The organism is Azospirillum sp. UENF 112521 (genome assembly GCF_058780665.1).
Map to the genome: position 1 here is coordinate 1,450,304 of NZ_JBSNCI010000002.1, position 20,375 is coordinate 1,470,678.

Genomic DNA, 20,375 nt, shown 5'->3' on the forward strand with positions numbered 1-20,375 from the left:
GGGAGCGGCGACAAGCCCCCTCCCCCGGACCTTTTACATTACAGCGACACCGTCACGCCGTCGTCGGGTTCGGCATGCCCGGCATCGGCTCGTCGGCCGGCGGAGGGACTTCCGGCAGGATGCCGGGGTTGTCGGGCACCGGATAGGGATCGGGCGTCGTCGGACGGTCGGGCTGCGGCGGGTTCGGGTTGGACGGCGGCGGAATCTCGCCGGGGGTGGACGGCTTCTGCGGTTCGCTCATACGGGAACTCCTTCGCGAGGGTGGTCCAGGGGGTGGCCCTGGGATAACGCGTCAGTCGACGGTCCGTTCAATCGCCCGGCCTCCGGCCTGGACGTCCTGCCCAGCGCCCTCGACCGTGTTGCAGCCGGTCAGCATGGCTGCCAGAGCCATAAGGAAAGTCAGGATCACCATCTCGCGCGCGGGGAACGGGATGGCGCGGGCGGTGGCGCGCTGCCGGCGGTTCTTGGCGTGCTGCATGGTGTCTCTCCGGTCTGGGATGGGGCTGGGAGAAGGGGATGAGCGATTGCGATTGGGCGATGGCCGGGGCGTCGTTGGTCTCTGTTTCTGACAACGCAATGACAGCGGCTTGGTTCCGCACCCCACCTCGCCGCCATGCAGTGAATGCAACCGTCCTTTCGAGGCGACCGAAAACCTTGACGCGGTACGCCCACCGGGCAAGATGACCAGCTTTTGCGCAGTCTGCCCGCTTTCCGGTCAAGCCTTACGGTCCGGCGGCATGGCTCAGGCCGCGACACCACCATCTTCCACCACAGGTTTCGTCATGAGCACCGCCACCCTGCCCGCCCCGGAGCCGTTGCGCGCGCGCCTTGCCGCCCACATCGGCGAACTGCTGCGGCTGGCGGCGCCGGTCATCGTTTCCCGAGCCGGACTGATGGTGATGATGGCGGTCGACACCGCCATCGTCGGCCGTTTCTCCGCCCAGGAACTGGCCTATTACGGGCTGGCCCACCTGCCCGGCAACATCATGGTCGGCACCGGGGTCGGGCTGCTGATGGGCACCGTGATGATCACCGCCCACGCCTTCGGCGCCGGCAGCGATGCAGACTGTGGGCGGGCATGGCGGCGGTCGGTCCCCTATGCACTGCTGCTGGGAGTGCTGTTCGCCCTGGTCTCGCTGCTGGGTGTTCCGCTCTTCCAGGCCGGCGGCCAGACCGCGGAGATGTCCGCCGGCGGCGCCCATGTGTTGGCGGTTCTGGGCCTTGGCGCGCCGGGCATGATGCTCTACATCACCACCGGATTCTTCCTGGAGGGCATCAAACGCCCATGGCCGGGCATGGTCGCCATGGTGATCGGCAACATCGTCAATGCGGCACTGGCCTGGGTGCTGGTGTGGGGCCATGTCGGGCTGGAGCCGCTGGGCGCGGTCGGCTCCGCCTGGGCGACCACCATCGTGCGCTGGGCCATGGGGCTGGGGCTCGTCGCCTATGTCTGGTGGATGCGCGACCATGACCGCTGGCAGGTCCGCCGGCCAGTCGCCGACTGGTGGAGCGGAGCCGCGCGCCAGCGTCACCTCGGCTATGCCGCCGGGCTCAGCATCGGGGTGGAGAGCGGGGCTTTCGGTGGGCTCGGCCTGTTCGCCGGCATGATCTCCCCGCTGGCGCTCGGTGCCTACACGGTCGGGCTGAACCTGACCGCCCTGCCCTTCATGGCGGCGGTCGGACTTGCCTCGGCCACCGCGGTGCGGGTCGGCGTCGCCTATGGCCGCGGCGACCGCAGCGACATGGCGCTGGCCGGCTGGACCGGCCTCGGCGTCACCAGCGCCATCCTGGCCTGCGTCGGCATTCTCTATCGCAGCGTGCCCGACGCGCTGGGGGCCATCTACTCCAACGATCCGCAGTTGCTGGAAGCGGTGGTGCCGCTGATCTCCTTCACCGCCTGGATCCTGATCGCCGACGGTGGGCAGACGGTGATGGCGAACGCGCTGCGCGGCCGGCACGACGCCTGGATCCCGACGGCGCTGCACTTCTTCTCCTACGCGGTGGTGATGATTCCGGTGTCGGCCTTCCTGGTCTTCGGTCTCGGCCACGGTGCCCACGGGCTGTTCGAGGGAATCCTGATCGCCAGTCTGGTATCGGTCACCATCCTCTCGCTCCGATTCGCGTATCTGAGCCGGGGCTGAGCCGGCTTTTCAGCCCCGAATCGTTGTGTGCAATTGCGAGAGTTGCTATATTTCCTGGGCAAAACCTTCGGCCCGCAAGGCCAGTGACTGCCGCGGATTCGTCAAGCGGCGGCGCATACGAAGAATGAGTGTCCTGCTTGAGCAATACGCCCCTTCCTCCCGCCTCCGACATCGCGCCGATCAACATCGAAGACGAGATGCGGAAATCGTATCTCGACTACGCGATGAGCGTGATCGTGAGCCGTGCCCTGCCCGACGTCCGCGACGGGCTGAAGCCGGTGCACCGGCGCATCCTCTACGCGATGAAGGAGGGCGGGTACGACTCGACCAAGCCCTATAAGAAGTCGGCGCGCATCGTCGGCGACGTGATGGGTAAATACCATCCGCACGGCGACAGCGCGATCTACGACGCCATGGTCCGCATGGCGCAGGACTTCTCGATGCGCCTGCCGCTGATCGACGGCCAGGGCAATTTCGGTTCGATGGACGGCGATCCGCCGGCGGCGATGCGCTACACCGAGGCGCGTCTGGCCAAGGCGGCGGAAGCCCTGCTGGACGACATCGACAAGGACACCATCGACTTCCAGGCCAGCTACGACGATTCGGGCCGTGAGCCCACCGTCGTCCCGGCCCGCTTCCCGAACCTGCTGGTGAACGGCGCCGGCGGCATCGCCGTCGGCATGGCGACCAACATCCCGACCCACAATCTGGGTGAGGTGATCGACGCCTGCTGCGCCTACATCGACAATCCCGACGTCACGCTCGAAGAGCTGATGGAGCATGTGCCCGGCCCCGACTTCCCGACGGGCGGCCTGATCCTCGGCCGCTCGGGCAGCCGGGCGGCGCTGCAGACCGGGCGCGGCTCGATCATCCTGCGCGCCAAGACCCATTTCGAGGAGGTGCGCAAGGACCGCACCGCCATCGTCGCGACCGAGATCCCCTATCAGGTCAACAAGGCCAAGCTGATGGAGCGCATCGGCGAGGTCGTGAACGAAAAGATCATCGAGGGCATCGCCGACCTGCGCGACGAATCCGACCGCGACGGCGTCCGCGTGGTGGTCGAGCTGAAGCGCGACGCGGTACCAGACGTCGTGCTGGCGCAGCTGTTCCGCCACACCCAGCTCCAGACCTCCTTCGGCGTCAACATGCTGGCGCTGAACGGCGGACGTCCGGAGCTGATGCATCTGTTGCAGATCATCACCGCCTTCGTCCGCTTCCGTGAGCAGGTCATCACCCGCCGGACGGAGTTCCTGCTGGGCAAGGCCCGCGAGCGGGCGCACACCTTGGTCGGTCTGGCGGTTGCCGTCGCCAACCTGGATGCGATGATCGAGCTGATCCGCAGCGCCCCCGACCCGGTCTGGGCGCGCGAGGAGATGATGAACCGCGAGTGGCCGGTCCATGACGTCGGCCCGCTGATCGAACTGATCGACGAACCGGGCCGCGGCGTCAGCGAACAGGGCACCTACCGGCTGTCGGAAGTCCAGGCCCGCGCCATTCTCGACCTGCGCCTGCACCGCCTGACCGGGCTGGAGCGCGACAAGATCGGCGCCGAGCTGACCGACGTCACCGACCAGATCGCCGATTTCCTCGCCACGCTCGCCAACCGGCCGAAGCTGATGGGGATCCTGCGCGACGAACTGGTCGAGATGAAGGAGCGGTTCGGCACCCCGCGCCGCACCGAAATCCAGGATCTGGAATTCGAGGCCGACATCGAGGACCTGATCCAGCGCGAGGACATGGTCGTCACCGTCAGCCAGTCCGGCTATGTGAAGCGGGTACCGCTGTCGACCTATCGGGCGCAGAAGCGCGGCGGCAAGGGCCGTTCCGGCATGTCGATGAAGGCGGAAGATGCGGTCAGCGACCTGTTCGTCGCCAACACCCACACGCCGCTGCTGCTCTTCTCGAACCGCGGCATGGTCTACAAGCTGAAGGTCTACCGGCTGCCGCTGGGCAACCCGCAGGCGCGCGGCAAGGCCTTCGTCAACCTGCTGCCACTGATCGACGGCGAGACCATCACCACCGTCCTGCCGTTGCCGGAGGACGAGGCCGCCTGGTCCGACCTGCACGTCGTCTTCGCCACGTCGAAGGGCAACGTGCGCCGCAACCGTATGTCCGACTTCGCCAACATCCGCTCCAACGGCCTGATCGCCATGAAGCTGGAGGAAGAGGGCGAGCGGCTGATCGGTGTCCACACCTGTTCGGAAACCGACGACATCCTGCTGGCGACCCGCGGCGGCAAGTGCATCCGATTCCCGGTCGACGACGTGCGCGTCTTCGCCGGCCGCACCTCCACCGGCGTGCGCGGCATCAAGCTGGCCGACGGGGACGAGGTGGTGTCGCTGTCGATCCTGGCCCATGTCGACGCCACGCCCGAGGAACGCGCCGCCTTTTTCAAGATGAAGCGCGACGAAGGGCTGGAGATGGAGGGCGAGGCCGCTCCGGAAGCCGATGAGGTGCCGACCGACAGCGTCACCCTGTCGCAGGAGCGGTACGAGGATTTGAAACAAAAGGAACAGTATATTCTCACCGTCTCCGACCGCGGCTATGGCAAGCGCAGCTCGTCCTACGAGTATCGCACCGCCGGACGCGGGGGCCAGGGCATCTGGAACATGGAGATGGGCGAGCGTAACGGCTCCATCGTCGCCGCCTTCCCCGTCGAATCGAACCATCAGGTGATGATGGTCACCAACGGCGGCCAAGTGATCCGCATGCCGCTGCACGATGTGCGGGTGGCAGGCCGCAAGACGCTGGGCGTCACGCTGTTCCGCGTGGGGGCGGACGAGCGTGTGGTGTCCGTCGCCACCATCGCCGAGGAAGAAGGCGAGAATGGCGTGGGTGAGAACGGCGTCGGGGAGACTGGGGTCGAGGACGGCGGTGACGCCAACGGTTCGGTCGGGTCGGTCGGCGATGCTGGCGACGCTTCCGGGCCGAACGAATAACGGACGGGCCTAAAGGGGAACCCATGGCGACCAGCCAGACCGAGACCAGCAAGGCCGAGATCAGCAAGGGTCATCGAATCGGTGTCTATCCGGGCACCTTCGATCCGATCACCAACGGTCACATGGACATCATTCAGCGCGCCGCCCGACAGGTCGACCACCTGATCATCGGCGTCGCCCGGAATGCCGGCAAAGGGCCGCTCTATTCCACGGACGAGCGGGTCGCCATGGTTCGCGAGGATGTGGCCGCGCTGAATGCCGGCGGGGCCAGCATCGAGGTGCGGGCGTTCGACAATCTGCTGATGCATTTCGCCATCGAGATGAACGCCCGCGTCATCATCCGCGGCCTGCGCGCCGTCTCGGACTTCGAATATGAATTCCAGATGGCGGGCATGAATGCCCGGCTGAACCCGAAGGTCGAGACGATCTTCCTGATGTCGTCGGAGAAGCACCAGTTCATCTCCTCGCGCTTCGTCAAGGAGATCGGGCGCCTGGGCGGCGACATCCGCCACTTCGTATCTGCCCGTGTCGCCGAACGGCTGGCCGAACGCTTCGCTCTGGAGGCCGGCAACGGCACGGTTCCGACGACCAGCCAGACCTGAACCTTACGACCACGGGCTTGATGCAAAATCCTGCATTTTCCATCAAGCCCGTGGTTGACCTTTCAGGCGCGTCTTTCTATGGTGCGCCCACTTCCGGCGGGGGCCAGTTTCCCACCGCCGCGCTGGATGATCCGGTAGCTCAGTTGGTAGAGCACGTGACTTTTAATCATGTGGCCGTGGGTTCGAATCCCACCCGGATCACCACCCCTTGAAATTTTCATCATGCGCGATCACCGATTTCTCTCAAGCCACATAAACGTGGCATTTTGAGCCGCGCATCGGAAAAATTCGATCCCCCTTCCAGCGTTTCCCTTCATAGGCCATGAAAGGAAATCGATAAGGGTAAGCCCCAATTTAATCTCCTTGTGATTCTATTAAGACTCACAATGATTAGAGATTAAAGGGTTCAGCCATGGATCGGTTGGTGAACGCATCTGTCCGGACGAAGGTGATTGCGGCCTTCTTGGTGCTCTTGATCGGCACTGCGCTGCTTGGTCTGTTTGCGATCAACCGCATGTCATCGGTGAATGACGAAGCGGCGGAGATACGCGACAATTGGTTGCCTTCGGTCGTCGCCGTCTCCGATCTCTATTCGACCTTCTATTCCTACCGGACCGGTGAAGGCGCCTTGATTGCGGTACAGGACGAGTCCGAGATCCGCAAGGAAGAGGAAAGCCTGGAAAAAGTCATCCGATTGATCGAACAAAAGCGCTCAGTGTATGAGAGCATGCTGACACCGGGCTGGGAAACCGAGACCTATCGAAAGCTTGTCGATTCGTTCAATCGGTATTTCACCATCAGTCGGGACAGGTTGCGCCCTCTTGCGCGCAAGAACGACACGGTTGCGATCTCCGGACTGTTTATCGGTGAGTCGCGGCAGGAATTCCGCACTGCCGTGGCGATTCTGGAAGAGCTGGTGAACTTCAACCGGGTCGAGGGAGTGAAGGCTGCGGACAACGGCGCCAAGATTTACGACGTCTCCCGCAACTGGATCATCGCTGCAATCCTCGTGGCGGCTATGACCGGCGTCGGTGCTGCCCTGCTGATCCTCACCGCGGTCGTGAAGCCGCTCCACACGCTGACCGGCACCATGGGCCGGTTGGCGAACCGGGAGATGACCACCGAGATCCCCGGAACGGCCCGCCAGGACGAGTTGGGCTCCATGGCCCGCGCGGTCCAGGTGTTCAAGGACAACATGATCGAGGCCGACCGCCTCGCTGCCGTCGAAGCCGCCGAACAGCAGGCCAAGACACGCCGCGCCCAAGCCATCGAGCAATTGCTCACCGGCTTTGAGAATTCGTCGACCACCGCTTTGCGCACCGTGGCAGCGGCCGCTTCCGAACTGGACGCCACCGCGCACAGCATGTCGGCGATGGCGCAGCAGACCAGCACCCAGGCCACCGTCGTGGCGTCGGCCGCTGAACAGACCAGCGCCAATGTCCAGACCGTCGCCACCGCCACCGAGGAGATGGCCAGTTCGATCCGCGAGATCGGCACCCAGATCGCCCGCTCCGCCGACATCGCCGGCAAGGCGGTGAACGAGGCCTCCCAAACAAGTGACGCGGTCCGCAGCCTCGCAGAAGCAGCGCAGAAGATCGGCGAGGTCGTCGGCCTGATCACCGACATCGCAAGTCAGACCAACCTGCTCGCTCTGAACGCCACCATTGAAGCGGCACGGGCGGGAGAGGCCGGCAAGGGCTTTGCGGTGGTCGCAAGCGAGGTGAAGAGCCTTGCCGGCCAGACCGCCAAGGCGACGGAGGAGATCGCCAGCCAGATCGGCGCCATCCAGCAGACGACGCAGGGGGTCGTGACGGCGATCACCGGCATCGGCGGCACCATCGGCAGCATCAACGACATCACCACCGCCATCGCTGCCGCCATCGAGGAGCAGAGTGCCGCCACCAACGAAATCTCCCGCAACGTCCAGCAGGCCGCAGCCGGGACGCAGGAAGTGACTGGAAGCATCGTTCAGGTGACGCAGGCGGCAGGCGAGGCCGGCAACGCCGCCGGTCAGGTGCTGACCGCTGCCGGCGAGTTGTCCCGGCAGGCAGAACTGATGCGCCGGGATGTCGAATCCTTCCTGGGAGACATCAAGGCCGCCTGACCGCCGGCCTCGCAACCCCAATCAAAAAAGCCCCGCTTGAGCGGGGCTTTTCTTGTTCTGCAACAGACTGCCGAGATGGCGACCCCAGCTGGATTCGAACCAGCGACCTGCCGCTTAGAAGGCGGCTGCTCTATCCAACTGAGCTATGGGGCCTTATCCCGGTTTTCCAGCCGCTTGCCAGTGGCAACTCGAACCGACGCCGACTTCGCGCTGTCGATCAGAAGCGCGGACGGTCGGTGCGGAAGTTGTCGGCGTAATTGCGCGGACGGACGCGGCGGACAGCAGCCTCCTGGACGGTATAGCTCCAGCCCTCACGCTTCGCGAACGCAATGGCCTCTTCCTTCGTCTCGAAGGACAAGCGCACCTGGTTCAGCGTATCGCCCGAGCTGGTCCAGCCCATCAGCGGCTCCGGACGGCGCGGCGTCTCGATCTCGTAATCCAGCATCCAACGGTGAGTCTTGGCCCGGCCGGATTGCATGGCCGTCTTGCTCGGCTGATAGATCCGGACGTTCATGGCTCGCTCGTCTCCCCAAATGCCTGCCGTTGCGTCCTGGCACCATGGCTTGGACGCGGATTTGTCCTCTGGCGATGGTCGGGGCGCCCGGATTCGAACCGGGGGCCTCCAGTACCCAAAACTGGCGCGCTGACCAGACTGCGCTACGCCCCGTCGCCGCGTTGTGAGATACACGAACGCCACGCCCACGGCAAGCGGACGGGCACTGCTTTCGCGGTCTTTTCCATCCCGCCTGCCTTGTTGGTCGTTCAGTGCGGCATTCGGTCGCTCAACAGCCTGTCGTCAACACCGTTCCGGATCCGTTTCGTTGCCGTCACTCACCCTCGCACCGCTCGCCATCATCCTGTTCGTGCCGGACCTTGCCGACCGGCCGCACCGCCGCTCCGCCATCGACCTCGCCCACGAACTGCTGCGAATGGGTGCGGCGGTGGATGTGGTGGCGCCGATGGGCGGCGGACCGCTCCGCGCGGAACTGGACCCCGCCGTCGGGCAGATCGACCTTGCCAAGCGCCATGCCGCCACATCCCCGCTCGCCCTGGCGCGCATGGTGGCGGAGCGGCAACCGGCGCTGCTGGCGGTTCCGCGGGAGGTGGGCTGGGTCGGCCGGCTGGCGTTGTGGCTGGCACGCAGCACGGTGCCGCTGGTCATATTGAAGGGCGAAGTTGAGGCCGACCTCGCGGCTATTCGTGCCGCAACGCCTCGATCGGGTTGAGGCGGGCAGCCCGTCGGGCGGGGTACAGGCCGAAGAACACGCCGACGATGCCGCTGACCACCACCGCCAGGATGACGGAGTCGATCTGGATCAGCGTCGGCCATCCGGCCAGAGTCGCGACGCCCATGGCGGTGCCGATGCCGAGCGCCACGCCGACTGCGGCGCCGATCAGCGACAGGGTGGTCAATTCGATCAGGAACTGCACCAGGATGTCGCGCCGCCGCGCCCCGATGGCAAGCCGCAGCCCGATCTCCCGCGTGCGCTCGGTCACCGACACCAGCATGATGTTCATGATGCCGATACCGCCGACCAGCAGCGAGACCGCCGCCACGGCGGCCAGCAGGAAGGACAGGGCGCGTGACGAGGCATCGCGGGTCGCCGACACCTCCGACAGGTCGCGCATCCAGAAATCGTCGTCCTGACCGGCAACCAGCCGGTGACGCTGGCGCAGCAGGTCTCGGATCTGCGCTTGGGCCCCGGCCATGTCGGTGCCGTCGCGCATCTTCACCACCATGGTGTGGATGAAGCGCGGGTTGCTTTTCGCCATGCCCGGAATGTTGCGCTTGGCGGTGGACAGCGGCACGAAGATGACATCGTCCTGGTCCTGGCCTTGCGTGTTCTGCCCTTTCTCCGCCAGCACGCCGACGACGGTCAGCGGGGTGGAAAAGACCCGCACCGGCTCCCCGATGGGGTCGCCGCCGCCGAACAGGGTGCGCACCACCGTCTGGCCCAGTACCACCACCTTGTTGGCCTGCGCCACATCCTCGTCCGACAGGCCGCGCCCCGCCGCGACACTCCAGTCGCGGGCATCCATATAGTCGGGCGTGATGCCGAACAGCACGGTACCCCAATTCTGGTTGCCGGCGACGATCTGCAATCCCCAGCGCACCGACGGCGCCGTCACCACCACCCCGGGGATATCCGCCAGCACCGCCAGCGCATCGTCCTCCGTCAGGGAAGAGGCGGTGCCGGCCCCCAGCTTGACCCCGCCGCGGGCGATGCTGCCCTGCCCCACCATGATCAGGTTGGTGCCCAGGCTGGCGATCTGGCGCAGCACCTGATCGCGCGCACCGGCCCCCACCGCGACCATGGCGATCACGGCGGCCACGCCGATGACGATGCCCAGCATGGTCAGCGCGCTGCGCAATGGATTGGCCCGCAGCGAATCGAGTGCTGCACGCAAGGCATCCCAGGCGGTCATGCCGCGACCTCCGGCGTCTGGTTCAGGTCGCCGATCAGCCGGCCGTCACGGAAATGCAGGACTCGGGACGCGAAGCGCGCCACCTCCGGCTCATGCGTCACCAGCACGATTGTGATGCCGCGCCGGTTCAGACGCTGGAACAGGCCGATGATCTCCAGGCTGGTGGAAGTGTCGAGCGCGCCTGTCGGCTCGTCGGCCAGCAGCAGCAGAGGGTCGTTGACCAGCGCGCGGGCGATGGCGACACGCTGCTGCTGCCCGCCGGAGAGCTGGGTCGGCCGGTGCCTTGCCCGCTCGCGCAGCCCGACCGCCTCCAGGGCGGCGAGCGCCCGCTCGACCCGCTGGGCGTGGCCGACGCCGGCGTAGACCATCGGCAGCATGACGTTGTCGAGCGCCGTCTGGCGCGGCAGCAGGTTGAAGGATTGGAAGACGAAGCCGATGCTGCGGTTCCGCACCGCCGCCAGCGCGTCGGAAGATAGTCCGGCGCCCTCTTGGCCCGCCACCTCCTGACGATCCAGCCGGTAGGTGCCCGAATCCGGACGATCCAGGCAGCCCAGCAGGTTCATGAAGGTGGATTTGCCGGACCCCGACGGCCCCATCACCGCAACGAACTCGCCACGCTGGATGACGACGGAGACATCGTCCAGCGCATGGACGATCTGCGGCCCCATGCGGTAATGGCGGGTCAGGCGCTCGACCGCGATCAGAGGCACGGCCTCAGGCTCGGCCGGTTCAGAAGCCAAGGCGCGGTCCCCGGCGGGTGTCGCGGTCGGCGGCGAGGATACCGGTGATGACCTCCTGCCCCGCCCGCAGATCGCCGGACACCACCTCGGTGAAGCTGCCGTCGCCGATGCCAAGCCGAACCGGCACCCCGACAGGGCTCCCATTGCCGGGGCTGGGCACCCAGACGGTCCGCGTCGCTTCGGCTGCCCTGCCGGGATCGACCAGCGACTCGAAGCGGTCGCGCTGCGCCGGGTCGAGCAGTCCGGCCATCCGCTCGAGCGTCGCGGTGCGGATGGCGTTGGCCTCCACCCTGCGGCGTTCCGGATCGCCGCCGTCCGCATCCAGCGCCGCGAAGCGCTCGCGGGCCTCGGCGACCAGGGCGGCGATGTCGCGCCGCTTGGTCTCGTCCAGCTTCAGCCCGTCCGTCACCCGTTTGGCGGAAGCCTCCAGCGCCGCGGCGCCGCGCCCGCCATTCAGGCCGCCGGTGGTCGGTGCCGGCGCCTCGGCGGAAGAATCGACGCCCGGCGGACGAAAGCGCAGGGCGGCATTCGGCAGTTTCACCGCTGATGGCCGCTCGTCCACGGTGATGCGCAGGTTGGCGGTCATGCCGGGCAGCAGGCGCAGCTCCGGATTCTCCACCGTGATGACGACGATGTAGGTGACGACGGTCTGATCCTCCTTCGGCGCCAGCCGCACCTGCGCCACCCGGCCGGTGAAGCTGTCGCCGGGGAAGGCGTTGACGGTGAAGCGCACCGCCATGCCTTCGCGGACCCGGCCGATGTCCGCCTCGTCGATGTTGGCAAGCACCTCCATCTGCCGCAGATCCTGGGCGATGGTGAACAGGGTGGGCGCCGACAGGCTGGCCGCCACCGTCTGGCCGGTGCTGACCGCCCGGTTCACCACCACGCCGTCGATGGGCGAGCGGATGACCGAGCGGTTCAAATCGACACGGACCAGCTGCAAGGCCGCCTCGCGCTGGGCCACCTGGGCACGGGCGACATCCACCTGGGCGGCGGCAACCGCCAGCGATGCTTCGGCTGATGCCGCCGCCGCTTCCGCCTGCCGCTTCTGCGCGCGGGCGGCGATCAGCTGGGCCTGGGCGCTGTGGGCTGCGGTTTCCGCCTTTTCCAGATCGGCGGCGGCGACCACGCCACGGCCCTGCAGGTCACGCCGCCGACGCAGATCACGCTCCGCATCGCGCTGGGCAAGGTCGGCGCGGACGATCTGCGCATCGGCATTGGCGATGCTGGCCTCCGCATTGGCAAGATCGGCCCGTGCCTTGTCGAGCAGGGCCTGCTGCTGGATCAGCGCGGCCTTGGCGGAATCGACATCGGCACCGGCCTGGGCCAGCCGCGCGGCAAGCTGGTCGCCGTTCAGCCGGGCAAGGATCTGCCCGCTGGTGACCCGGCTGTTGAAATCGGCATAAAGCTCGGCGATCTGGCCGGAAAGTTGGGAGCTGACCTCCACCGTCACCAGGGCGCTCATGGTGCCGGTGGCGGTGATGGCACTGACCAGCGGGCCTTGCTCGACCCGCGCCAGACGATATGAGGGACTGGGCTCGGCCCGCGCCAGCACGACATAGGCGGACAGGCCGGCCGCGGCGCTGAGCGCCAGTCCGAGAAAAATCGCCGCCCGCCTGCCCATTGCGCCCCTCCGCACCGCGCCACCCACGCGATGAATCTGGGGGAGTTTACGCGAAAGTCATGGGCTGCGAGCCCTCTTTCAACGGCGGGGCTTTGGCCTCAAGGCTTGGCGATGTCCGGCGAGACCACCCGGTCGCCGGGACGGATGCCGAGCCGCGAGGCCATGCCGCCGTTCAGCTCCAGGATCGCCTTGACCGGACCGTCGGAGTTGACGGAGTCCAACGATTCCGGCACCGCCCGCTCATGGATGTTCACGATGCGGCCGTCGGCGGCGATGAACAGCATGTCGAGCGGGATCAGGGTGTTCTTCATCCAGAAGCTGGCGGGCTGCACCCGATCGTATATGAACAGCATGCCGGCATCGGCGGCCATCGACTGGCGGAACATCAGCCCCTGCGCCTGCTGGCCCGGTGTCAGCGCCAGCTCGATATCGAAGCGGAACTTGCCGCCGCCGGCCGTCTCGACGGTCAGCTTGGATTTCTGGAAGCTCTCCAATGCCAGGGCCGGAAAAGCGACCACCAGCAGCAGGAGTGCGGCAATCACACCCCGAAAACTCCGACCGACCATCATGCATGTCCCCGAAGGCTGACCCGACCCGTGGATGCGGGAGAGGCGCCAGTGAAGCACGGCGCCCCGCCCCAGCCAAATTAAGCCTGTTTAGGACTTCGCCAGACGGTCGAAGGCCTGGAGCTTCGCCAGCAGCGCCGGCATATCCTTAAGCGGGACCATGTTGGGGCCGTCGCTGGGGGCGCAGTCGGGGTTCTCGTGCGTCTCCATGAAGACGGCGGCGACGCCGACGGCGATGGCGGCACGGGCCAGGACCGGCACGAATTCCCGCTGGCCGCCCGAAGTGGTGCCCTGCCCGCCCGGCTGCTGGACGGAATGGGTGGCGTCGAACACCACCGGGAAGCCGGTCTCCGCCATGATCGGCAGCGATCGCATGTCCGACACCAGCGTGTTGTAGCCGAAGCTGGCGCCGCGCTCGCACAGCAGCACGCGCTCGTTGCCGGACGCGACCAGCTTGGCGGCGACGTTCTTCATGTCCCACGGCGCCAGGAACTGGCCCTTCTTGACGTTCACCGCACGGCCGGTCTCCGCCGCGGCGATCAGCAGGTCGGTCTGGCGGCAGAGGAAGGCCGGGATCTGCAGCACGTCCACCGCCTCGGCGACCGGGGCGCACTGGGTCGATTCATGCACGTCGGTGATGACCGGGCAGCCGAACCGCTCGCGGATTTCCGCGAAGATCGGCAGGGCCTTGTCCATGCCCAGACCGCGCGCGGTGGTGATGGAGGTGCGGTTGGCCTTGTCAAAGCTCGACTTGTAGATCAGCCCCATGCCCAGCGCGCGGGTCATCTCCACCAGCGCGGACGCGGTCTCCATCGCATGGTCGCGGCTTTCCATCTGGCAGGGGCCGGCGATCAGGACGAAGGGACGGTCGTTGGCAATGGTCAGGTCGCCGACCTGAACGGCGCGCGGCGTGGTCATCGGAGTGCTCCAAAACAAATCGAGGCGAGAGGGCGCCGCCCTCCCGCGCTCACCCGACAGGGGTTCGGGCAAGGGTCGGAAGACCCTTGCATCCCACTATTCAGGAAATCGGTCAACGGCGCTGGCGTCAGGCCAGATGCGTCCGGAAGAACTCCACCGTCAGCCGGTTCGCCTCGTCGGCCGCATCCCGGTCGTAATGCTCGCCGCCCGGCCGGGCAAAGGCATGGTCCATGCCCGGATAGACCTTGGCGGTCACCCACGTGTTGTCCTTCACCCCGGCGACCACCGCGTCGCGCTTCTCGGGGCTGGAGAACTTGTCGTTCTCGGCGATGTGCAGCAGCAGCGGCTTGGCGATCTTGTCGGCCTCACCCAGTAGCCCCTCCAGCCCGACGCCGTAATAGCCGACATTGGCATCGGCGTCCGACCGCGTCGCCATCATGAAGGCAAGCCGGCCGCCCAGGCAGTAGCCGACGCTGCCGGCCTTGCCGGTGCAGCCATCCTGCCCGCGCACCCAGGCCAGCGCTGCTTTGAGGTCGTCCACCGCCTTGTCCTGATCCATGCCGTTCAGCAGGGCGAAGGCCTGGTTCCACTCCTCTTGCGTCTTGTCGGTCAGTTGCACGCCCGGCTTCTGGCGCCAGAACAGGTCCGGGCACACCGCCAGGAAGCCCTGCGAGGCGTACCAGTCGCACATCTCGCGCATCACCGCGTTGACGCCGAAGATTTCCTGAATCACGACAAGCCCGCCGGCGGGGGCCACCGTGGGCTTGGCGACATAGGCTGAGAAACGGCCACCATCGGCGGCATCGATCATCACGTCTGACATGGCGCTGCTATCCTCCCGTTGGCAAATCCGCCCCTGATATGGAGCGGACTTGTCCCCGGTCACCTGTCTTTCGTCAGAAACCGACGCTGACGCCGACGAAGCCGCCGTAATCGCGGCGGTTCTCCTCGCCCAGCCTGGCATTCAGGCCCAGCGTGCCGGTCACCGACTCCGCCAGCTTGAAGGAGGCGCCCGCCGTCAGGTCGACATAGCTGCGGTCCGGCTTCGCCACCGCCACATCATAGGCCAGCGTGGAAATGCTGCGGCTTTCCACCGTGATGGAGCGCTGGTCGTCCTTGAACTCCCGGTTCAGCGTCACCTTGGCATAGGGCAGGACGCTGCCGAAATCGTAGGCCGCCTGATAGCCGATGCTGCCGACCAGCGAATTGCGGGTCTGCGAGCGGTAGGTGAAGCCGAACAGGCTGTTGTCCTCACTGAATCCCTCGACCTCGACATGCTGGTATCGCAGGCCCAGCACCGGACCATGGGTCAGCCCGCCGGTCATGAACTCGTAACCGCCCTCGGCACCGATGGAGGCGTTGATGCCCTCGGTGTTGCCGCTGGTGGAATGGTCGGTGCCGTTGATGCTGACGCCACGGCGCAGGTCGTAGTCGGCGAAGCCGATGGAGCCGACGCCGTTCACGAAGGCACCGCCCATGCGGTAGACGCCGTAGCCGCTCAGCACATACTCCCGCTGCTTGTAATCGCCGCCGGTGGAGAAGCTGCCGCGGTAATGCGACGCCGTGCCGGCCACGCCGAGCAGAAGATTCTCGGTGAAGCGCTTATCGATGCCGACGCTGACCGACAGCGGCGTGCCGCGCACCTCCGCCTGACCGCCGGCCCCAGGGTCGCCAGTGCGATCGCTGGTCAGCCGGCCGACCCCGCCGCTGATCCAGGCGCCACTGGTGCCGGGCTTGCGGCTCCACAGGCTGGTCGCCGCCTGGGCCAGGATGGTCGAGGTCAGCCGGTCGCGGGTGTGGATCGGCAATTCGGCGAGCTGGGCGACATTGCCGGGAGCGGTCAGCGCGTTCAGCACAAAGTCCGATACCGCGCGATGCCCGGCGGTGGTCGGATGGACACCATCGGCGAACAGATAGGTCTGCGCCGCGTTGGGCGCCGCCAGCGTCCCGGAGGTGCAGAGCAGCGAACTGCTGGTGGTGCAGGCGGTGCCGGTCACATTGGTGAAGCCGTAGGCCGCCGGATCGGCCACCGCCGCCCGCAGCAGGGAATAGGTGTCGATGGGAATGACCGATACGCCGGCATTCGCCAGCCCCAGCGTGACCAGCTGGTTATAGCCACTGACCAGCTGCGTGATCTGTGCCGCCGCGGCTGAGCCCTGCGCCCGCCCGAACGGCGTCGATCCAATGTCCGGCACCGTCGGTACCAAGATCGTGCGCGCCCCGGCGGCGCGCAGACGCGCCACCTGCGTCACCAGATCGCCGGCGGCCTGCGTCGCCGTCGCCTGTGCGGTGGCGGGGTTGGTGAGTGCCGTGAAGATGTCGTTCGCTCCACCCCAGACGGTGTAGAGCGCATTCGGATCGGCCCGGCCGCCGCTGGAGGCCAGATAGCCGGAGATCTGTGTCGCCACGCTGGGGGCGAGCGCCGTCGGGCCGGTCGCTGGAAAGCCGACCGAGGTATTCACCCGCGCGCCGCCGACCGCATAGTCGGTGCCGCCCCGCGCCGCCGTGGTGGCTGAGGTCCCGAGCGTCCCGGCGACGGTCTCCGCCCACACCGGCCCCGGGTTGGTGGTGAACTTGCCGCCGACGGGCAGGAGCGACTGGAACGCGCCGCTGTCGGTCAGGCTGTCGCCGAAGAAGATGGTGGAGGAGTAATCCGCCGCAACGGCCGGAACCGCGGCGACCGCGGTCAGACAGGTGGCGAGCGCGGCGATCCTGACGCGGTTCATAGCCCTTCCCCGATCATATTGTTTGATTGTCCGATTTTCAGACGATCGTCGCACAAGGGTACCGAACGCGCAAGAAACATGACGTATAGGGAAGGTTGCCGGCAGCAAAAAGCCCCGCCTGTGAGGACGGGGCTTTCCGTAACTGAGGACGGTCGATCTGAAACGGTCAGACCAGCCGGCTCTGATCGATGGCCGCCTTGATGAAGGCGGTGAACAGCGGGTGCGGCTCGAACGGCTTGGACTTCAGTTCCGGGTGGAACTGCACGCCGATGAACCAGGGATGGTCGGGGATCTCGACGATCTCCGGCAGTTCCCCGTCCGGCGACAGGCCGCTGAACCGCATGCCGCAGCGCTCCAGACGCTCCTTGTAGTACACGTTCACCTCATAGCGGTGACGGTGCCGTTCGGAGATATCGGTGGTGCCGTAGACCTCGGCGACCTTGCTGCCGTCCAGCAGCTTGGCCGGATAGGCGCCCAGACGCATGGTGCCGCCCAGATCGCCTACTTCGGCACGGCGTTCCAGCGTGTTGCCGCGCATCCACTCCGTCATCAGCCCGACGACCGGATTGCCCGGCTTGCCCAACTCGGTGGAGCCGGCATCCTCGATCTTCGCCATGTTGCGGGCGGCTTCGATCACCGCCATCTGCATGCCGAAGCAAATGCCGAAGTACGGCACCTTGCGCTCACGCGCAAACTGGGCAGCCCGGATCTTGCCTTCCGTGCCACGGGAGCCGAAACCGCCCGGCACCAGGATGCCGTGGACGTTTTCCAGCCGCTTCACCGCCGCGTCGTCATCCTCGAAGATCTCCGAATCGATCCAGTCGAGGTTGACCTTGACGTTGTTGGCGATGCCACCATGGGTCAGCGCCTCGGCCAGCGACTTGTAGCTGTCGAGCAGGCTGATGTACTTGCCGACTACCGCAATGGTGACCTCGCCCTGCGGCTTGCGCACCCGGTCCATGATGCGGGTCCAGCGCGACAGGTCCGGCTCCTTGTCGGTCGGCAGGCCGAAATAGCTCAGGACCTGGGTGTCGAAGCCTTCCTCGTGGTAGCTGATCGGCACCTGGTAGATCGAGTCGACGTCGAGCGCCGCGATCACCCGCTCCGGACGGATGTTGCAGAACAGCGCGATCTTCTTGCGCTCGTTCTCCGGAATTGGACGGTCGGCACGGCACAGCAGGATGTTGGCCTGGATGCCGACGCTCAGCAGTTCTTTGACCGAATGCTGGGTCGGCTTGGTCTTCAGCTCGCCGGCGGTCGGGATGTAGGGCAGCAGCGTCAGGTGGATGTAGAGCACATTCTCCTGGCCGACCTCGTTGCCGAACTGGCGGATCGCCTCCAGGAAGGGCAGCGACTCGATATCGCCCACCGTGCCGCCGATCTCGATGAGGACGAAGTCCTCGTCGGTGGCGTCGGCGCGGATGAACTCCTTGATCTCGTCGGTGATGTGCGGAATGACTTGGACGGTGCCGCCCAGGTAATCGCCGCGACGTTCCTTCGCGATCACGGTGGAGTAGATGCGGCCGGTGGTGATGTTGTCGCCCTTGCGGGCAGACACGCCGGTGAAGCGCTCGTAATGGCCGAGGTCAAGGTCCGTCTCGGCCCCGTCGTCGGTCACGAAGACCTCGCCGTGCTGATACGGGCTCATCGTGCCGGGATCGACGTTCAGGTACGGGTCCAGCTTGCGCAGCCGCACCTTGTAGCCGCGGGTCTGGAGAAGCGCCCCAAGCGCCGCCGATGCCAGACCTTTGCCCAGCGAAGAAACGACGCCACCGGTGATGAAGATGTAGCGAGTCATGTCCGTCCGAAGAGCTTGAGAGCTGTTCCATGTCCCCTGAGGGGACGGATTTGCCATGTCCCCTTAGGGGGCGGAGTTTTCACGCCCCCCGATGGAGGCGAATGTTCCAGTCCCCGGAGAGCCGCAGCGGCGCCAGCCGCAATCAGCCCTCAAAAGAAAGAGGCGGCTTCGGGGAGGCCGCCTCGCTGTCCGCTTCGCACCCGTGCGCTGGGAACTGTCCCGTTACTGGGACACCGGCGGCGCAGGTTGGGCCGGAGCGGCCGGCTGGGCCGGGGCCGTCGAAGCCGCCGGGCTCGCCGGCAGCGTGTCGATGATCGACGCCGGCCGCGAATGACCGCCGGCCAGGATCGCCAGCACGATGCTGGTGGCGAAGAAGCAGCCCGCCAGAATGCCGGTGGTCCGCGTCAGCAGGTTGGCCGTGCCGCGGGTGCTCATCATGCCGCCCATCGTGCCGCCGCCGATGCCGAGCCCGCCGCCTTCCGACCGCTGGATCAGGATCACACCGACCAGCCCGACGGCGATCAGCAGGTGAATGACCAGAATCACCGATTCCATGCGATGCTCACCCCACACCATCCCAAAAATCGAATAGCGCGCCACAGGCCGTCTTAAGGGCCCGTGGCGCGCGCCCATTGTTTGTACCGCGCCATCGCGCGATATGCCAGCGCCAAAATACCTGAGCCTTATCCGTTGGCGGCATGGCTGACACCGCTTGCGCGCCATGCCGCCAGCGAAGTCCGGCGTCAGCGGCAGGCGGTGCCGATGGCCCAGAAATCGTCGGCCTTCAGCGATGCACCGCCGACCAGGGCGCCATCGACATTCTCCACCGCCATCAGTTCCGCCGCGTTCCCCGGCTTGACCGAACCGCCATAGAGGATGCGGACCTTGGCGGACTCCGCGATCTTGCCGTCCAGCTCGGCGCGGATATGGGCGTGCATCGCCTTCACGTCGTCCGGAGTCGCGGTCTTGCCGGTGCCGATGGCCCAGACCGGCTCATAGGCGATGACAGTGTTGTCGGCCGTCGCATCGGCGGGGATGGAGCCGGACAGTTGCCCCGACACCACGGCGTTGGCTTGGCCGGCATCGCGCTGAGCTTCGGTCTCGCCGACGCAGATGATGGCGACGAGGCCCTCCTTGTGGGCGGCCACCGCCTTGGCGTTCACCACGGCGTCGCTCTCGCCATGGTCGGCGCGGCGCTCCGAATGGCCGAGGATGACGAAGCGGCAGCCGGCGTCCTTCAGCATGGTCGGCGCGACGTCGCCGGTGTGGGCGCCGGACGTCTTCGGCGCGCAATCCTGACCGCCCAGCGCCAGCGGGCTGTCGGCGATCGCCTCGCCCACCGGGAACAGCAGCGGAAAGGGCGGGCAGACCAGCATGTCGAAAGCGACCGGCCCGGCGCCCTTCAGCCGCCCGGCGAGGTCGGAGGCGAGGTCCAGCCCGTCGGCCTTCAACCCGTTCATCTTCCAGTTTCCGGCGATCAGCTTCCGGTTGGCGGTCATGGTCGTTTCCTTCTTGTCTCGGCTTTATATGGGAACTTGTGGAACGTTCTTGGCCTCTCGTGGTCAAAGCCCATAGCAAGCCCGCCGCGGAATTTCCACTCACCCGACCGGCACATCTCCCCCCGAAAGCCATAAGAGACATCTTGTAGCAGTCCCCGGCAGAGGCCGGCCAGACGCCCTCCGGCAAGGCCGGATCACATCCTCGGCGGAGCCGCACCATACGAAGTGCCATGTTGCGGATGCCCCTTTCCGGAATAGCATCATTTGCAGCGCACCAACTCCCCGCGGCGA

Annotated in this window: 18 protein-coding genes and 3 tRNA genes; 6 read left to right on the forward strand and 15 right to left on the reverse strand. The window is 66.5% G+C overall.

From position 1 onward, the window contains the following. Positions 1–52: 52 nt before the first annotated feature. Together ACWPN8_RS09160 and ACWPN8_RS09165 are read right to left on the reverse strand one after the other, a co-directional pair. Complete coding sequence (locus ACWPN8_RS09160; RefSeq protein WP_014247578.1) at positions 53–241, reverse strand: hypothetical protein; 189 nt, start codon at positions 239–241, stop codon at positions 53–55. A 51-nt stretch (positions 242–292) separates the two neighbouring features. After that, positions 293–478 carry an entericidin A/B family lipoprotein gene (locus ACWPN8_RS09165; protein WP_098739779.1) on the reverse strand — a complete coding sequence of 62 codons (186 nt, stop codon included), beginning with the start codon at positions 476–478 and terminating at the stop codon, positions 293–295. Positions 479–782: 304 nt separating this feature from the next. Here ACWPN8_RS09165 and ACWPN8_RS09170 point away from each other — a divergent pair, with 304 nt between their 5' ends. The 5 genes from ACWPN8_RS09170 (at position 783) to ACWPN8_RS09190 (ending at position 7,786) form a co-directional block, all read left to right on the forward strand. Further along, a complete protein-coding gene (locus ACWPN8_RS09170) occupies positions 783–2,141 on the forward strand; it encodes an MATE family efflux transporter (protein ID WP_492240580.1) in 1,359 nt (452 codons plus the stop codon). Positions 2,142–2,278: 137 nt separating this feature from the next. Then, positions 2,279–5,080 carry a DNA gyrase subunit A gene (gene gyrA / locus ACWPN8_RS09175; protein ID WP_492240581.1) on the forward strand — a complete coding sequence of 934 codons (2,802 nt, stop codon included), beginning with the start codon at positions 2,279–2,281 and terminating at the stop codon, positions 5,078–5,080. 23 nt (positions 5,081–5,103) lie between these two features. Further along, positions 5,104–5,682 carry a pantetheine-phosphate adenylyltransferase gene (coaD, locus tag ACWPN8_RS09180; protein WP_109446331.1) on the forward strand — a complete coding sequence of 193 codons (579 nt, stop codon included), beginning with the start codon at positions 5,104–5,106 and terminating at the stop codon, positions 5,680–5,682. 128 nt (positions 5,683–5,810) lie between these two features. Then, positions 5,811–5,886: transfer RNA gene (locus tag ACWPN8_RS09185), tRNA-Lys, on the forward strand. A 208-nt stretch (positions 5,887–6,094) separates the two neighbouring features. Further along, entirely contained in the window at positions 6,095–7,786 is a 1,692-nt protein-coding gene (locus tag ACWPN8_RS09190) for a methyl-accepting chemotaxis protein (RefSeq protein WP_492240582.1), read from the forward strand. Between the two features lie 76 nt (positions 7,787–7,862). Here ACWPN8_RS09190 and ACWPN8_RS09195 read toward each other — a convergent pair. The 3 genes from ACWPN8_RS09195 to ACWPN8_RS09205 all read right to left on the reverse strand — a co-directional run bounded on the left by ACWPN8_RS09195 (position 7,863) and on the right by ACWPN8_RS09205 (position 8,453). Next, positions 7,863–7,939, reverse strand: a tRNA-Arg gene (locus ACWPN8_RS09195). 64 nt (positions 7,940–8,003) lie between these two features. Then, positions 8,004–8,300 (reverse strand): ETC complex I subunit, encoded by a 297-nt coding sequence (locus ACWPN8_RS09200; RefSeq protein ID WP_492240583.1) that lies wholly within the window; start codon positions 8,298–8,300, stop codon positions 8,004–8,006. 75 nt (positions 8,301–8,375) lie between these two features. Further along, positions 8,376–8,453: transfer RNA gene (locus ACWPN8_RS09205), tRNA-Pro, on the reverse strand. A 154-nt stretch (positions 8,454–8,607) separates the two neighbouring features. Here ACWPN8_RS09205 and ACWPN8_RS09210 point away from each other — a divergent pair. Continuing rightward, complete coding sequence (locus tag ACWPN8_RS09210; protein WP_492240584.1) at positions 8,608–9,012, forward strand: hypothetical protein; 405 nt, start codon at positions 8,608–8,610, stop codon at positions 9,010–9,012. Here the strand turns inward: ACWPN8_RS09210 and ACWPN8_RS09215 are convergent. The 10 genes from ACWPN8_RS09215 to tpiA all read right to left on the reverse strand — a co-directional run bounded on the left by ACWPN8_RS09215 (position 8,981) and on the right by tpiA (position 20,084). Beyond that, positions 8,981–10,213, reverse strand: a complete 1,233-nt coding sequence (locus tag ACWPN8_RS09215; protein ID WP_492240585.1) for an ABC transporter permease — start codon at positions 10,211–10,213, stop codon at positions 8,981–8,983. The two genes, ACWPN8_RS09210 and ACWPN8_RS09215, sit on opposite strands and share 32 nt — an antisense overlap. Next, a complete protein-coding gene (locus ACWPN8_RS09220; RefSeq protein WP_492240586.1) occupies positions 10,210–10,923 on the reverse strand; it encodes an ABC transporter ATP-binding protein in 714 nt (237 codons plus the stop codon). Before ACWPN8_RS09220 ends, ACWPN8_RS09215 begins: the two co-directional genes overlap by 4 nt. 19 nt (positions 10,924–10,942) lie before the next feature. Next, on the reverse strand, positions 10,943–12,577 hold the full coding sequence (locus ACWPN8_RS09225) for an efflux RND transporter periplasmic adaptor subunit (protein ID WP_492240587.1): 1,635 nt from the start codon (positions 12,575–12,577) through the stop codon (positions 10,943–10,945). Between the two features lie 98 nt (positions 12,578–12,675). Beyond that, complete coding sequence (locus ACWPN8_RS09230; protein ID WP_247873133.1) at positions 12,676–13,119, reverse strand: DUF192 domain-containing protein; 444 nt, start codon at positions 13,117–13,119, stop codon at positions 12,676–12,678. Between the two features lie 114 nt (positions 13,120–13,233). Beyond that, positions 13,234–14,061 (reverse strand): 3-deoxy-8-phosphooctulonate synthase, encoded by an 828-nt coding sequence (gene kdsA / locus ACWPN8_RS09235; protein ID WP_109449122.1) that lies wholly within the window; start codon positions 14,059–14,061, stop codon positions 13,234–13,236. A 127-nt stretch (positions 14,062–14,188) separates the two neighbouring features. Beyond that, on the reverse strand, positions 14,189–14,884 hold the full coding sequence (locus ACWPN8_RS09240) for a dienelactone hydrolase family protein (RefSeq protein ID WP_109449124.1): 696 nt from the start codon (positions 14,882–14,884) through the stop codon (positions 14,189–14,191). Positions 14,885–14,957: 73 nt separating this feature from the next. Next, a complete protein-coding gene (locus tag ACWPN8_RS09245) occupies positions 14,958–16,787 on the reverse strand; it encodes an autotransporter domain-containing protein (RefSeq protein ID WP_492240588.1) in 1,830 nt (609 codons plus the stop codon). A 166-nt stretch (positions 16,788–16,953) separates the two neighbouring features. Beyond that, positions 16,954–18,585 carry a CTP synthase gene (pyrG, locus tag ACWPN8_RS09250; protein ID WP_109449128.1) on the reverse strand — a complete coding sequence of 544 codons (1,632 nt, stop codon included), beginning with the start codon at positions 18,583–18,585 and terminating at the stop codon, positions 16,954–16,956. A 222-nt stretch (positions 18,586–18,807) separates the two neighbouring features. After that, entirely contained in the window at positions 18,808–19,140 is a 333-nt protein-coding gene (gene secG / locus ACWPN8_RS09255; protein ID WP_109449130.1) for a preprotein translocase subunit SecG, read from the reverse strand. A gap of 188 nt (positions 19,141–19,328) precedes the next feature. Then, positions 19,329–20,084, reverse strand: a complete 756-nt coding sequence (gene tpiA, locus ACWPN8_RS09260) for a triose-phosphate isomerase (protein ID WP_492240589.1) — start codon at positions 20,082–20,084, stop codon at positions 19,329–19,331. Between the last annotated feature and the right edge of the window lie 291 nt (positions 20,085–20,375).